General features: G+C 61.9%; 26 protein-coding genes. All 26 read left to right on the forward strand.

What is annotated here, in order from left to right; all coding sequences use genetic code 11:
• Positions 1-168, forward strand: a 168-nt coding sequence (locus ABIA73_RS20645; protein WP_502960557.1) for an EF-Tu C-terminal domain-related protein, incomplete at its 5' end; no start/stop codon positions are given.
• Positions 169-501: 333 nt separating this feature from the next.
• The gene (rpsJ, locus tag ABIA73_RS20650; protein ID WP_010341589.1) at positions 502-813 is read left to right on the forward strand and encodes a 30S ribosomal protein S10; all 312 of its coding nucleotides are present in this window, start codon (positions 502-504) and stop codon (positions 811-813) included.
• An 11-nt stretch (positions 814-824) separates the two neighbouring features.
• On the forward strand, positions 825-1,475 hold the full coding sequence (gene rplC / locus ABIA73_RS20655; protein ID WP_025879301.1) for a 50S ribosomal protein L3: 651 nt from the start codon (positions 825-827) through the stop codon (positions 1,473-1,475).
• A 12-nt stretch (positions 1,476-1,487) separates the two neighbouring features.
• Positions 1,488-2,093 (forward strand): 50S ribosomal protein L4, encoded by a 606-nt coding sequence (rplD, locus tag ABIA73_RS20660; protein ID WP_025879302.1) that lies wholly within the window; start codon positions 1,488-1,490, stop codon positions 2,091-2,093.
• On the forward strand, positions 2,090-2,389 hold the full coding sequence (rplW, locus tag ABIA73_RS20665; protein WP_025879303.1) for a 50S ribosomal protein L23: 300 nt from the start codon (positions 2,090-2,092) through the stop codon (positions 2,387-2,389). Before rplD ends, rplW begins: the two co-directional genes overlap by 4 nt.
• Before the next feature lie 10 nt (positions 2,390-2,399).
• Positions 2,400-3,227 carry a 50S ribosomal protein L2 gene (rplB, locus tag ABIA73_RS20670; protein WP_025879304.1) on the forward strand — a complete coding sequence of 276 codons (828 nt, stop codon included), beginning with the start codon at positions 2,400-2,402 and terminating at the stop codon, positions 3,225-3,227.
• A 6-nt stretch (positions 3,228-3,233) separates the two neighbouring features.
• On the forward strand, positions 3,234-3,503 hold the full coding sequence (rpsS, locus tag ABIA73_RS20675) for a 30S ribosomal protein S19 (protein ID WP_004145340.1): 270 nt from the start codon (positions 3,234-3,236) through the stop codon (positions 3,501-3,503).
• A gap of 12 nt (positions 3,504-3,515) precedes the next feature.
• Positions 3,516-3,851: a 50S ribosomal protein L22 gene (gene rplV, locus ABIA73_RS20680; RefSeq protein ID WP_004145348.1), complete on the forward strand. Its 336-nt coding sequence runs from the start codon at positions 3,516-3,518 to the stop codon at positions 3,849-3,851.
• Positions 3,852-3,869: 18 nt separating this feature from the next.
• The gene (gene rpsC / locus ABIA73_RS20685) at positions 3,870-4,604 is read left to right on the forward strand and encodes a 30S ribosomal protein S3 (RefSeq protein WP_004145350.1); all 735 of its coding nucleotides are present in this window, start codon (positions 3,870-3,872) and stop codon (positions 4,602-4,604) included.
• 5 nt (positions 4,605-4,609) lie between these two features.
• Positions 4,610-5,023, forward strand: a complete 414-nt coding sequence (rplP, locus tag ABIA73_RS20690; protein WP_025879305.1) for a 50S ribosomal protein L16 — start codon at positions 4,610-4,612, stop codon at positions 5,021-5,023.
• The gene (rpmC, locus tag ABIA73_RS20695; protein ID WP_025879306.1) at positions 5,023-5,208 is read left to right on the forward strand and encodes a 50S ribosomal protein L29; all 186 of its coding nucleotides are present in this window, start codon (positions 5,023-5,025) and stop codon (positions 5,206-5,208) included. The genes rplP and rpmC overlap by 1 nt, the downstream gene beginning before the upstream one ends.
• An 11-nt stretch (positions 5,209-5,219) precedes the next feature.
• On the forward strand, positions 5,220-5,489 hold the full coding sequence (gene rpsQ / locus ABIA73_RS20700) for a 30S ribosomal protein S17 (RefSeq protein ID WP_004145355.1): 270 nt from the start codon (positions 5,220-5,222) through the stop codon (positions 5,487-5,489).
• Between the two features lie 12 nt (positions 5,490-5,501).
• Positions 5,502-5,870: a 50S ribosomal protein L14 gene (gene rplN / locus ABIA73_RS20705; RefSeq protein ID WP_025879307.1), complete on the forward strand. Its 369-nt coding sequence runs from the start codon at positions 5,502-5,504 to the stop codon at positions 5,868-5,870.
• A 16-nt stretch (positions 5,871-5,886) separates the two neighbouring features.
• The gene (rplX, locus tag ABIA73_RS20710) at positions 5,887-6,204 is read left to right on the forward strand and encodes a 50S ribosomal protein L24 (RefSeq protein ID WP_025879308.1); all 318 of its coding nucleotides are present in this window, start codon (positions 5,887-5,889) and stop codon (positions 6,202-6,204) included.
• Between the two features lie 11 nt (positions 6,205-6,215).
• Positions 6,216-6,758, forward strand: coding sequence for a 50S ribosomal protein L5 (rplE, locus tag ABIA73_RS20715; protein ID WP_025879309.1), 543 nt, complete (start codon positions 6,216-6,218; stop codon positions 6,756-6,758).
• A gap of 18 nt (positions 6,759-6,776) precedes the next feature.
• The gene (gene rpsN / locus ABIA73_RS20720; RefSeq protein ID WP_032977438.1) at positions 6,777-7,082 is read left to right on the forward strand and encodes a 30S ribosomal protein S14; all 306 of its coding nucleotides are present in this window, start codon (positions 6,777-6,779) and stop codon (positions 7,080-7,082) included.
• Between the two features lie 232 nt (positions 7,083-7,314).
• The gene (gene rpsH / locus ABIA73_RS20725; protein ID WP_025879311.1) at positions 7,315-7,713 is read left to right on the forward strand and encodes a 30S ribosomal protein S8; all 399 of its coding nucleotides are present in this window, start codon (positions 7,315-7,317) and stop codon (positions 7,711-7,713) included.
• 17 nt (positions 7,714-7,730) lie between these two features.
• A complete protein-coding gene (gene rplF, locus ABIA73_RS20730) occupies positions 7,731-8,255 on the forward strand; it encodes a 50S ribosomal protein L6 (RefSeq protein WP_099782946.1) in 525 nt (174 codons plus the stop codon).
• Between the two features lie 32 nt (positions 8,256-8,287).
• Positions 8,288-8,641, forward strand: coding sequence for a 50S ribosomal protein L18 (rplR, locus tag ABIA73_RS20735; protein WP_025879313.1), 354 nt, complete (start codon positions 8,288-8,290; stop codon positions 8,639-8,641).
• A gap of 161 nt (positions 8,642-8,802) precedes the next feature.
• Positions 8,803-9,345, forward strand: a complete 543-nt coding sequence (gene rpsE / locus ABIA73_RS20740) for a 30S ribosomal protein S5 (RefSeq protein ID WP_025879314.1) — start codon at positions 8,803-8,805, stop codon at positions 9,343-9,345.
• On the forward strand, positions 9,338-9,529 hold the full coding sequence (gene rpmD, locus ABIA73_RS20745; protein WP_025879315.1) for a 50S ribosomal protein L30: 192 nt from the start codon (positions 9,338-9,340) through the stop codon (positions 9,527-9,529). Before rpsE ends, rpmD begins: the two co-directional genes overlap by 8 nt.
• 4 nt (positions 9,530-9,533) lie before the next feature.
• Positions 9,534-9,977 (forward strand): 50S ribosomal protein L15, encoded by a 444-nt coding sequence (gene rplO / locus ABIA73_RS20750; protein ID WP_025879316.1) that lies wholly within the window; start codon positions 9,534-9,536, stop codon positions 9,975-9,977.
• A gap of 7 nt (positions 9,978-9,984) precedes the next feature.
• Positions 9,985-11,352 (forward strand): preprotein translocase subunit SecY, encoded by a 1,368-nt coding sequence (gene secY, locus ABIA73_RS20755; RefSeq protein ID WP_025879317.1) that lies wholly within the window; start codon positions 9,985-9,987, stop codon positions 11,350-11,352.
• Positions 11,353-11,698: 346 nt separating this feature from the next.
• Positions 11,699-12,055, forward strand: a complete 357-nt coding sequence (gene rpsM, locus ABIA73_RS20760) for a 30S ribosomal protein S13 (RefSeq protein ID WP_025879318.1) — start codon at positions 11,699-11,701, stop codon at positions 12,053-12,055.
• Between the two features lie 11 nt (positions 12,056-12,066).
• Positions 12,067-12,456: a 30S ribosomal protein S11 gene (gene rpsK, locus ABIA73_RS20765; protein WP_004145443.1), complete on the forward strand. Its 390-nt coding sequence runs from the start codon at positions 12,067-12,069 to the stop codon at positions 12,454-12,456.
• Positions 12,457-12,471: 15 nt separating this feature from the next.
• Positions 12,472-13,101: a 30S ribosomal protein S4 gene (gene rpsD / locus ABIA73_RS20770; protein ID WP_025879319.1), complete on the forward strand. Its 630-nt coding sequence runs from the start codon at positions 12,472-12,474 to the stop codon at positions 13,099-13,101.
• Positions 13,102-13,118: the final 17 nt, after the last annotated feature.

Consider the following 13,118-nt stretch of genomic DNA (forward strand, 5'->3'; position numbering starts at 1 on the left):
GGTGCGGTCGAGCTGCCGGAAGGCGTCGAGATGGTGATGCCGGGCGACAACGTGAAGATGGTTGTCACCCTGATCAACCCGGTCGCCATGGACGCCGGCCTGCGCTTCGCAATCCGCGAAGGTGGCCGTACCGTCGGTGCTGGCGTGGTTGCCAACATCCTCGAGTAATCTGCTAGACTCTGCGCCCCGATGTTGCCTGGGTAGGGCATCGGGGCGTATCAAACGGGAAAGTAGGCACAGGATGTGCCTTGTGTTCCCCGGACCAGGAAGGGTCAATGCCATTCAGGCGGCGTCAACAGGAGACTGTTGACAGCTGCCTTGCGTGCCATTATGCTTCTCCGTCTGGGCAGGCCGGTTTCACGGGTCTGCCTATGCATTTGGGGTCTACGGATTGACCTTGTCGGCCTGCGGGAATGCGGGCCGTCTGTATTCAGGGATTTCATGGGGCAAAGCAACCCAGAGGCTTTGTCTGTCGCTCTTTTATCGAAGGAACCTACCGCCATGGCGGACCAAAAGATCCGGATCCGGCTGAAAGCGTTCGATCATCGTCTGATCGACCGTTCGGCCAGCGAGATCGTTGAGACGGCGAAGCGGACCGGCGCGCAAGTGCGTGGCCCGATCCCGCTGCCGACCAAGATCGAGCGTTACACCATCCTCGTCTCCCCGCACGTCGACAAGGACGCGCGTGACCAGTACGAGACCCGCACGCACAAGCGCGTGCTCGATATCGTTGACCCGAATGACAAGACCGTGGACGCGCTGATGAAGCTCGAACTGGCTGCCGGCGTCGACGTTCAGATCAAGCTGACCTGAGGACTACGACCATGACGAAGAAGTATTCGTTGGGCTTCGTGGGCCGCAAGGCTGGCATGAGCCGCGTGTTCACCGAAGATGGCCGTTCCATTCCGGTGACCCTGATCGAAGCAACCCCCAACCGCATCGCGCAGATCAAGACCGTTGAAACTGACGGCTACAGCGCCGTGCAGGTGACCGTCGGTGCGCGTCGCGCTGCCCTGGTCAACAAGCCGGAAGCCGGCCACTTCGCCAAGGCGAAGGTGGAAGCGGGTCGTGGCCTGTGGGAATTCCGCGTTGAAGACGCCCAGCTCGGCGATTTCGCCGTGGGTGGCGAAGTCAAGGCGGACATCTTTGAAGTCGGCCAGATCGTCGACGTCCAGGGTGTCACCAAGGGTAAGGGCTTCCAGGGCACCATCAAGCGCTACAACTTCCGTATGGGTGACGCTACCCACGGCAACTCGCTGTCGCATCGCGCGCCGGGTTCGCTGGGTCAGCGCCAGACGCCCGGCCGCGTGTTCCCGGGTAAGAAGATGTCCGGTCACATGGGCGCCGTGCAGCAGAGCACCCAGAACCTGGAAGTTGTCAAGGTCGACGTCGAACGCGGTCTGATCGCGGTTCGCGGCGCCGTTCCGGGCGCGGCGGGTGGCGACGTGATCGTCCGTCCGGCGAGCAAGGCATAAGGAGAGATGACGATGGAACTCGTTATCACGGGTAGCAATAACAAGGTCTCGGTCTCCGACGCCGTGTTCGGTCGCGATTTCAGCGAAGATCTGGTTCACCAGGTCGTCGTTGCTTACCGCAACGCCGGTCGCGCCGGCACCAAGGCGCAGAAGACTCGCTCCGAAGTGGCAGGTACCACCAAGAAGTCGAAGAAGCAGAAGGGCGGCGGCGCGCGTCATGGCGCACTGACGGCTCCGATCTTCGTCGGCGGCGGTGTCACCTTCGCGGCAAAGCCGCGCAGCTTCGAGCAGAAGGTCAATCGTAAGCAGTACCGTGCCGCCATGTGCGCGATCCTGTCCGAGCTGAACCGTCAGGGCCGTCTGACCATCGTGGAGTCCTTCGATGTCGAAGCGACCAACACGAAGGCTCTGATCGCCAAGCTGGCCGGCCTGGAAGTGGGCAAGCGCCCGCTGATCGTCACTGAAGAAGCCTCCGAGCACCTGTACCTGTCGGCTCGCAACATTCCCTACGTGGAAGTGCGTGACGTCCAGGGCCTGGATCCGGTGTCGCTGGTCGGTGCCGACACGGTCGTCATCACCGCTGACGCGGTCAAGAAGGTCGAGGAGTGGCTGGCATGAACAGCAACGAAAAAATCTTCAGCGTGCTGCTCGCCCCGCGTGTCTCCGAAAAGACCGCGCGCCTGCAGGAACTCTCCAATCAGTACGTCTTCGAAATTTCGAACGAAGCCACCAAGGCCGATGTAAAGGCCGCGGTTGAGCAGCTGTTCGACGTCAAGGTCGAAGCAGTCAACGTGGTCAACGTCAAGGGCAAGAACAAGTCCTTCCGTAACCGTGCTGGCCGCCGCGGCGATTGGCGCAAGGCGTACGTTCGCCTGGCCGACGGCCAGTCGATCGATGTAACGGCCAAGGCCTGAGGTACATCCCATGCCATTGATGAAATTCAAGCCCACTTCTCCCGGTCGCCGTTCGGCCGTGCGCGTGGTTACTCCCGACCTGCACAAGGGCGCTCCGCACGCTCCGCTGGTCGAGTCGCAGAGCCGTTCCGGTGGTCGTAACCACCACGGCCGCATCACCGTGCGTCACGTCGGTGGTGGCCACAAGCAGCACTACCGCCTGATTGACTTCAAGCGCAACAAGCTGGGCATCCCGGCGCGCGTGGAACGCATCGAATACGATCCGAACCGCACCGCGCACATCGCCCTGCTGTGCTACGTCGACGGCGAGCGTCGCTACATCATCGCCCCGAAGGGTCTGAAGGCTGGTGATCAGGTGATCGCTGGTTCGGATGCTCCGATCAAGGCGGGCAACACCCTGCCGCTGCGCAACATCCCGGTCGGTACCACCATCCACTGCATCGAGCTGAAGCCGGGCAAGGGCGCTCAGATCGCTCGCGCTGCAGGTGCTGCCGTGCAGCTGGTTGCTCGTGAAGGCATCTACGCCACCCTGCGCCTGCGCTCGGGTGAGATGCGCAAGGTTCCGGTTGAGTGCTGCGCGACCATCGGCGAAGTCGGCAACGACGAGCACAGCCTGGAAAAGCTGGGCAAGGCCGGTGCCAAGCGCTGGCGCGGCGTCCGCCCGACCGTTCGTGGTGCTGCCATGAACCCGGTTGACCACCCGCACGGTGGTGGTGAGGCGAAGGCCGGCCAGGGTAACCCGCATCCGGTCACCCCGTGGGGTGTTCCGACCAAGGGTTACAAGACGCGCCATAACAAGCGCACTCAGCAGTTCATCGTCCGCGATCGTAGGGGCTAATCGACCATGGCACGTTCACTCAAGAAGGGCCCGTTTGTCGATCACCACCTGGTTGCTAAGGTGGCTGCCGCTGCGGGTAGCAAGCGTCCGATCAAGACCTGGTCGCGTCGTTCGATGATCCTGCCTGACATGGTAGGCGTCACCATTGCCGTGCATAACGGCAAGAACCACATCCCGGTTCTCGTCAACGAGAACATGGTCGGCCACAAGCTCGGCGAATTTGCCATCACCCGGACCTTCAAGGGTCACGGTGGTGACAAGAAGTCGGGCAAGTAAGGAGAGATGACAATGGAAGCGAAAGCCATCCTGCGCACCGCGCGCATCTCCCCGCAGAAGGCACGTCTGGTCGCTGACCAGGTGCGCGGTCTGCCGGCCGAGCGTGCCGTCAACCTGCTGAAGTTCTCGGACAAGAAGGCTGCCCACCTGATCAAGAAGGTGGTGGAGTCGGCTATTGCAAATGCCGAGAACAACCAGGGCGCCGACGTCGACGAGCTGAAGGTTCAGACCATCATGGTAGATGAAGGTCCGACCCTGAAGCGTTTCATGGCGCGGGCGAAAGGCCGCGGTACCCGCATCCTCAAGCGCACCAGCCACATCACTGTGGTTGTGGGCGCCGCCAAGTAAGCGGATAAGGAAAAGACCATGGGTCATAAAGTTCATCCGATTGGTATCCGCCTCGGCATTTCCAAGGACTGGAACTCCAAGTGGTACGCCAACAAGGCCGAGTTCGCTGGTTACCTGGCAGCCGACCTGAAAGTGCGCGAAATGCTGCGCAAGAAGCTGGCGCAGGCCGGCATCAGCAAGATCCTGATCGAGCGTCCGGCAAAGACCGCTCGCGTGACGATCCACACCGCCCGTCCGGGCGTGGTGATCGGCAAGCGCGGTGAGGACATCGAGAAGCTGCGCAAGGAAGTGAGCGAGATGATGGGCGTCCCGGCGCACATCAACGTCACCGAAGTGCGCAAGCCCGAGCTGGACGCACAGCTGGTTGCCGAATCGATCGCGCAGCAGCTGGAGCGTCGCATCATGTTCCGCCGCGCAATGAAGCGCTCGGTCGGCAACGCGATGCGCCTGGGTGCCCTGGGCATCAAGGTCAACGTCGGTGGCCGCCTCAACGGTGCAGAAATCGCCCGTTCGGAGTGGTACCGCGAAGGCCGCGTGCCGCTGCACACGCTGCGTGCCGACATCGACTACGGCTTCGCTGAAGCCAAGACGACCTACGGCATCATCGGCATCAAGGTCTGGATCTACAAGGGCGAGGTCTTCGATTTCTCCCAGGTTGGCCAGGAAAAGCAGGACGACACCCCGTCGCGCAACGATCGTCATGATCGCGGCGACCGCGGTGACCGTCAGCGCCCGGCTCGTGAAGCGAGGTAACGACAATGTTGCAACCCAAGCGAACCAAGTACCGCAAGGTGCACAAGGGCCGTAACGAAGGCCTCAGCTGGAGCGCAAACGCTGTCAGCTTTGGCGAGTACGGCCTGAAGGCAACCGCCCACGGTCAGCTGACCGCGCGTCAGATCGAAGCGGCTCGCCGTTCGATCAGCCGCTACGTGAAGCGCGGCGGCAAGATGTGGATCCGAGTGTTCCCCGACAAGCCCATCACCAAGAAGCCCATCGAAGTTCGAATGGGTTCGGGTAAGGGCAACGTGGAATACTGGGTGGCCCAGATCCAGCCCGGCCGCATGATCTATGAAATCGAGGGTGTTACCGAGGAAGTGGCACGCGAGGCGTTCCGCCTGGCCGCTGCCAAGCTCTCGGTCACCACCACTTTCGTGACCCGGACGGTGCGCTGATGGATATCAAAACTCTCCGTGAAAAGTCGGCTGACGACCTCAAGGCCCACCTGATCGACCTGCGTAAGGAACAGTTCTCTGTCCGTATGCAGCAGGTCACCGGCCAGCTGCCGAAGACACACGACATCCGCCGGGTGCGTCGCGAAATTGCTCGCGTCAAGACCCTGCTCGGCAGCACGAAGTAAGGATGGCCGCTATGAGCGACAATACTGAAAACAAAGCGCTGCGCACGGTCGAAGGCCGTGTCGTCAGCAACAAGATGGACAAGACGGTTACCGTCCTGGTCGAGCGTCAGGTCAAGCACGCACTGTACGGCAAGTACATCAAGCGCTCGACGAAGCTGCACGCCCACGATGCCGACAACGCCTGCAAGGAAGGCGATGTCGTCCGCGTGACCGAGATTGCTCCGATGTCCAAGACCAAGAACTGGCGCGTGGTGGAAGTCATCACGCGTGCGGCTGAATAAGGAGTCTGAATCATGATCCAGATGCAGAGCTACCTTGACGTCGCCGACAATTCTGGTGCCAAGCGAGTGATGTGCTTCAAGGTGCTGGGTGGTTCCAAGCGCCGTTACGCCGGCATCGGCGACATCATCAAGGTCACCGTGAAGGATGCGATTCCGCGCGGCAAGGTCAAGAAGGGTGAAGTGTATGACGCCGTCGTGGTGCGTACCCGCAAGGGTGTGCGTCGCGCCGACGGCTCGCTGATCCGCTTCGACGGCAACGCCGCCGTTCTGCTTAACAACAAGCAGGAGCCGATCGGGACCCGTATCTTCGGGCCGGTGACTCGTGAACTTCGTTCGGAGAAGTTCATGAAGATCGTCTCGCTCGCTCCCGAAGTGCTGTGAGCGACAGGAGATAATCATGGCTAACCGTATCAAGAAGGGCGACCAGGTTGTCGTCAACGCCGGCAAGGACAAGGGTAAGCAGGGCGAAGTCGTCCGCGTCGATGGCGACCGTCTGGTCGTCGCCAACGTGAACATCGTCAAGCGCCACACCAAGCCGAACCCGCAGGCAGGTGTTGCCGGCGGCGTGGTCGAGCGTGAAGCGTCGATCCATATCTCCAACGTGAATGTGCTGAACCCGGCTTCGGGCAAGGGCGAGCGCGTTGGCTTCAAGGTGCTGGAGGATGGACGCAAACTGCGTGTGTTCCGCTCCAGCGGTGAGGCGCTCGACGCCTGAGGAATGAGAAGATGACTTCCCGTCTCGAAAAGTTTTACAAGGAAGAAGTGGTGCCGGCGCTGATGAAGCAGTTCGGTTACACCAATTCCATGCAGGTGCCGAAGCTGGTCAAAGTCACCCTGAACATGGGTGTCGGCGAAGCGGCCACCAACAAGAAGATCCTGGAAAACGCCGTCGGCGACATGACCAAGATCTCGGGCCAGAAGCCGATCGTCACCAAGTCGCGTATCTCGGTGGCATCGTTCAAGATCCGTGATGGTTGGCCGATCGGCTGCAAGACCACGCTGCGTCGCCACAAGATGTACGAGTTCCTGGACCGCCTGATCAACATCTCGCTGCCGCGCGTGCGCGACTTCCGTGGTGTTTCCGGTCGTTCCTTCGACGGTCGCGGCAACTTCAACATGGGTGTGAAGGAACAGATCATCTTCCCGGAAATCGACTTCGACGCTGTCGACGCGATCCGCGGTATGGATATCGCCATCACCACCACTGCGAAGACCGACGCGGAAGCGAAGGCGCTGCTGGCAGCGTTCAAGTTCCCGTTCCGTAACTGATTCGTCGAGGAAACCGAAATGGCAAAGACCTCCATGGTCAACCGCGACATCAAGCGGAAGAAGCTGGCTGAAAAGTTCGCTGTCAAGCGTGCTGCTCTGAAGAAGATCGTGTCCTCCCCGGATGCGAGCTACGAAGAGAAGATCGAGGCCGCCACCAAGTTGTCGAAGCTGCCGCGCGATTCGTCGCCGAGCCGCCATCGCAACCGTTGCGAACTGTCTGGCCGCCCGCGTGGCGTGTACAGCAAGTTCGGCCTGGGTCGCAACAAGCTGCGTGAAGCCACCATGCGTGGCGACGTTCCGGGCCTGCGCAAGGCCAGCTGGTAACCCCAGCCGGTCCTGCCAGCGAGGGCTCCCCCCGGGGGGCTTCGCAGCCGGGGAGGGGGGCGTTCAGCTTTCCCTCTGCAAAAAACCGAAGAGCCCGACGCAAGTCGGGCTCTTTTGGCGTATACTCCCGCGTCTTGCTCTGCGCAATGCGTAGGGGTAGGGGGCCTGGCCCGTTTCCAGGAGACAACAGATTTTCGCGAAAGCGGATATCGGTGCACTCAAAGGTACTCATATGAGCATGACTGATCCCATCGCCGACCTGCTGGTCCGCATCAAGAATGCGGCAGCGGTTGGCAAGCAGACGGTGAAAGCCCCGTCGTCCAAGATCAAGGTTGCGATCGCCCAGGTCCTGAAGGACGAGGGTTACATCGCCGACCTGCGCGTGACCGCGCTCGAGAACAACAAGTCCGAGCTGGAAATCGTGCTGAAGTATTTCGAAGGCAAGCCGGTCATCGCGACCCTGAAGCGCTTCTCGCGTTCGGGCCTGCGCCAGTACCGCGGCAAGAGCGAACTGCCGAAGGTCATGAACGGCCTGGGCATTTCCATCATTTCCACTTCCAAGGGCATCATGACTGATGCGCAGGCGCGCCAGTTGGGCGTCGGCGGCGAAGTCCTGTGCTTCGTGGCCTAAGGCGAAAGGAGTAGACCATGTCCCGTGTAGCCAAGAAGCCGATCGACCTGGGTAAGGTTGAACTGAACGTCCAGAACGACAACGTCATCGCCAAGGGCCCGAAGGGCACCCTGTCGCTGGCCAAGCCGGCTGGCATCAACATCAATGTCGAAAACGGCGTTGCCACCCTGAGCACCGACAACGTGGAGCTGATCCCGCTGACCGGTACCGTCCGCGCCATCCTGTCCAACATGGTCAAGGGTGTTTCCGAAGGCTTCGAGCGCAAGCTTGAGCTGGTCGGCGTGGGTTACCGTGCCGCGATGCAGGGCAAGGACCTCAGCCTGTCGCTGGGTTACTCGCACCCGATCGTGTTCGTGGCGCCGGAAGGCATCACCATCACCACCCCGACCCAGACTGAAATCCTGGTGCAGGGCGCTGACAAGCAGGCCGTCGGTGAAGCTGCCGCCAAGATCCGTGCGTTCCGCAAGCCGGAGCCGTACAAGGGCAAGGGCGTGAAGTACTCCGACGAAGTCATCATTCGCAAGGAAGCCAAGAAGGCCTAATTAGGACCTTCCGCTTTCCAGGGAAAAAGATCATGAACAAGAACATCGCCCGCCTGCGTCGCGCCAAGTCGACCCGTGCCCACATCCGTGTGCTCGGTGTGGCCCGCCTGTCGGTGCTGCGCACCGGCCAGCACCTGTATGCACAGGTCTTCACCGCTGACGGCTCGAAGGTGCTGGCTGCCGCCAACACCACCCAGGCCGACATCAAGGAAGGCCTGAAGAACGGCAAGAACGCCGATGCCGCCGCCAAGGTTGGCCGCATCGTCGCTGAGCGTGCCAAGGCCGCCGGCGTCGAGAAGGTTGCCTTTGATCGTTCGGGTTACCGTTACCACGGCCGCATCAAGGCCCTGGCTGACGCTGCCCGCGAAGCCGGCCTGCAGTTCTAAGGGATCAGGGCAGGGGACTCCGGTCCCCATGCCCGCCTGCTCGCCAGCCTGAGTGAGGCTGGGCGGCGCCGCTCTTCTGCAGCGGCCCACCGCAACAACGCACCACTCCACAACCATAAGCGGCCTCGAGCCGTACATAACCCAACAACCAAGGAATAAACATGGCAGAAGAACGTCAGCAGCGGGGTCGCGATCGCGACCGTAACCGCGAAGAGAAAGTCGATGACGGCATGATCGAAAAGCTGGTCGCGGTCAATCGCGTCAGCAAGACCGTCAAGGGTGGCCGTCAGTTCACCTTCACCGCCCTGACTGTTGTCGGCGACGGCGAAGGCAAGGTCGGTTTCGGTTATGGCAAGGCACGCGAAGTGCCGGTCGCCATCCAGAAGTCGATGGAGCAGGCTCGCAAGAACCAGGTCACCGTCGATCTGAACAACGGCACCCTGTGGCACACCATCAAGGATGGTCACGGCGCAGCGCGCGTGTTCATGCAGCCGGCTTCCGAAGGTACCGGCGTCATTGCCGGTGGTGCCATGCGCGCCGTGCTGGAAGCAGTGGGCGTGAAGAACGTGCTGGCCAAGGCCACCGGTTCGCGCAACCCGATCAACCTGGTGCGTGCCACCGTGAAGGGCCTGACTGCAGCGCAGTCGCCGGCTCGCATCGCGGCCAAGCGCGGCAAGAAGGTGGAGGATCTCAACCATGGCTAATGAAACCAACAAGACCGTCAAGGTCCGTCTGGTTCGCGGCCTGCGTGGTGCCCAGGCGCGTCATCGCCTGTCGGTGCGTGCGCTGGGTCTGGGCAAGCTCAACGATGTGCGTGAACTGAAGGACAGCCCGCAGGTTCGCGGTCTGATCAACAAGGTCCACTACCTCGTCAAGGTTGAGGAATAATCCAATGACCATGCATCTGAATGAATTGAGCCCGGCACCGGGCGCTCGTAAAGAGCGTACCCGCGTCGGTCGCGGTATCGGCTCCGGCCTGGGCAAGACCTGCGGCCGCGGCCACAAGGGTTCGTTTGCCCGTAAGGGTGGCGGCAAGATCAAGGCTGGCTTCGAAGGCGGCCAGACCCCCATGCAGCGTCGTCTGCCGAAGATCGGCTTCCGTTCGCCGATCGCCAAGGACACCGCTGAAGTGCTGCTGTACCAGCTGGACAAGCTGCCGGCCGGCGAGATCGACTTCGCTGTCCTGCGTGCTGCCAAGCTGGTCCCGAGCACTGCCAAGAAGGCCAAGGTCGTCGTCAAGGGCGAAGTGACCAAGGCGTTCACCCTGAAGGGTGTTGCTGCCACGGCCGGTGCCAAGGCTGCGATCGAAGCTGCCGGCGGCAGCGTAACGGAGTAAGAGAATCATGGCGCAAGCTGGCATCGGTAACCTCGCGGGCGGAATGGGCAAGTTCACTGAACTTCGCCAACGTTTGCTGTTCGTCGTCGGGGCTTTGATCGTCTATCGCATCGGCTGCTACGTGCCGGTGCCGGGCGTCAATCCCGATGCCATGCTTGCCATGATGCAACAGCAGGGCGGCGGCATCGTGGACATGTTCAACATGTTCTCGGGCGGCGCCCTGCACCGTTTCAGCATTTTCGCGCTGAACGTGATGCCGTACATCTCGGCATCGATCGTGATGCAGCTGGCTGTGCACATCTTCCCCGCCTTGAAGGCGATGCAGAAGGAAGGTGAGTCCGGCCGCCGCAAGATCACCCAGTATTCGCGCATCGGCGCTGTGCTGCTCGCAGTGGTGCAGGGCGGTTCGATCGCGCTGGCGCTGCAGGGCCAGGTGTCGCCGACCGGTGCACCGGTCGTGTACATGCCGGGCATGGGCTTCGTGCTCACTGCCGTGGTCGCACTGACCGCCGGCACCATGTTCCTGATGTGGGTTGGTGAGCAGGTGACCGAGCGCGGCATCGGCAACGGCGTCTCGCTGATCATCTTCGCCGGTATCGTGGCGGGCCTGCCGGGTGCGGTCATCCACACCTTCGACGCCTACCGCGACGGCAACATCCAGTTCATCCAGTTGCTGCTGATCGCCATCGTCGTGCTCGCCTTCACCTTCTTCGTGGTGTTCGTCGAACGCGGCCAGCGCCGGATCACGGTGAACTACGCGCGCCGCCAGGGCGGTCGCAACGCGTACATGAACCAGACCTCGTTCCTGCCGCTGAAGCTGAACATGGCCGGCGTCATCCCGGCGATCTTCGCCTCGAGCCTGCTGGCCTTCCCGGCCACCCTGGCCATGTGGTCCGGCCAGGCTGCCAACCAGAGCACCTTTGGCCAGACCCTGCAGAAGGTCGCCAATGCCCTGGGTCCGGGCGAGCCGCTGCACATGATCGTGTTCGCTGCGCTGATCACCGGTTTCGCGTTCTTCTATACCGCGCTGGTGTTCAACTCGCAGGAAACCGCCGACAACCTGAAGAAGTCGGGCGCGCTGATTCCGGGTATCCGTCCGGGCAAGGCCACCGCCGACTACATCGACGGCGTGCTGACCCGACTGACGGCTGCCGGTTCGGCTTACCTGGTGATCGTCTGCCTGCTGCCGGAACTGATGCGCACGCAGCTGAACGCCTCGTTCTACTTCGGCGGTACTTCGCTGTTGATCGTGGTGGTGGTGGTGATGGACTTCATCGCCCAGGTGCAGGCGCACCTGATGTCCCACCAGTACGAGAGCCTGCTGAAGAAGGCCAACCTGAAGGGCGGCAACCGCGGCGGTTTTGCTCGCGGCTGATTAGCCTGTTATACTTCCGTCTTCCTGACGTGATGGTCCTCCGCTTCGCGGACTCTGGCCACACAAACGAAGGGCGGCCCCCGCAGCGGTTCCGGGTGGGGGTGTGATGAGGTGGTCCCGCGCTGGAGTAGCGCGGGCGGCCCGGGAGGCAACTCCAGGTCCAACCCCATCCGGCGCCGGAGCCTGGGCACACTCCCCGGGCCGGGTTCATGAAACCTCTGGTTTCACGGGCTTCCAAGTAAACCGGAACCTTGTTAGTATCACTGGTTCACTTTTTTGATCCATCCTGCCGGATCGGCGTGCCTTGAGCGCGCTGTCGGCCATCACTCAGCTGGAGAACCGCGTCATGGCGCGTATTGCAGGCGTCAACCTGCCAGCCCAGAAGCATGTCTGGGTCGGGTTGCAAAGCATTTACGGCATCGGCCGTACCCGTTCGAAGAAGGTCTGCGAAGTCGCAGGCGTCACTTCGACCACCAAGATCCGCGATCTGTCGGAGCCGGAAATCGAGCGCCTGCGCGCCGAAGTCGGCAAGTACATCGTGGAAGGCGATCTGCGCCGTGAAATCGGTATCGCGATCAAGCGCCTGATGGACCTGGGCTGCTACCGCGGCCTGCGTCACCGTCGCGGTCTGCCGCTGCGTGGCCAGCGCACCCGTACCAACGCCCGCACCCGCAAGGGCCCGCGCAAGGCGATCAGGAAGTAAGGGACATATAAATGGCTAAGCCTGCTGCTAAGACCAAGAAGAAGATCAAGCGCGTCGTCACCGACGGCGTTGCCCACGTCCACGCTTCGTTCAACAACACCATCGTGACCATCACCGACCGTCAGGGCAACGCTCTGTCGTGGGCGACCTCCGGTGGCGCTGGCTTCCGCGGTTCGCGCAAGTCGACCCCGTTCGCAGCCCAGGTGGCTGCCGAAAAGGCCGGTCGTGCTGCGCTGGACTACGGCGTGAAGTCGCTGGAAGTCCGCATCAAGGGTCCGGGTCCGGGCCGTGAGTCGGCCGTGCGTTCGTTGAACAACGTCGGCTACAAGATCACCAACATCATCGACGTGACGCCTATCCCGCACAACGGGTGCCGTCCGCCGAAGAAGCGTCGCGTCTAAAGGGAGCGATAAGAAATGGCTCGTTATATCGGTCCTACCTGTAAGCTCGCCCGTCGCGAAGGCGCCGACCTGTCCCTGAAGAGCCCGGCGCGTGCGCTGGACTCCAAGTGCAAGTTGGAGCAGAAGCCCGGCCAGCATGGCGCCACTGCCCGCAAGGGCAAGCTGTCCGACTACGCTACCCAGCTGCGTGAAAAGCAGAAGGTCAAGCGTATCTACGGTCTGCTGGAGCGTCAGTTCCGCAACTACTACAAGAAGGCCTCGACCAAGAAGGGCAACACCGGCGAGAACCTCCTGCAGCTGCTGGAAACCCGCCTGGACAACGTTGTCTACCGCATGGGCTTCGCCGTGACCCGTCCGGCTGCCCGTCAGCTGGTGTCGCACCGCGGCGTCACCGTGAATGGCAAGTCGGTCAACCTGGCCTCGTACCAGGTCAAGGCTGGCGACGCCATCGCCCTGTCTGAAAAGGCTGCCAAGCAGCTGCGCGTCCAGGAAGCCCTGACCGTCGCCGCCCAGCATGACCTGAGCCCGTCGTGGGTTGAAGTGGATTCCGGCAAGTTCTCCGGCATCTTCAAGGCTGTTCCGGATCGTTCGGATCTGCCTGCGGACATCAACGAAGCGCTGATCGTCGAGCTGTATTCGAAGTAATTCACATTGGAGAGCCC

Origin of the sequence: Stenotrophomonas sp. 2694 (assembly GCF_040548715.1) — a bacterium.
GTDB classification, from domain to species: Bacteria; Pseudomonadota; Gammaproteobacteria; order Xanthomonadales; family Xanthomonadaceae; genus Stenotrophomonas; species Stenotrophomonas indicatrix.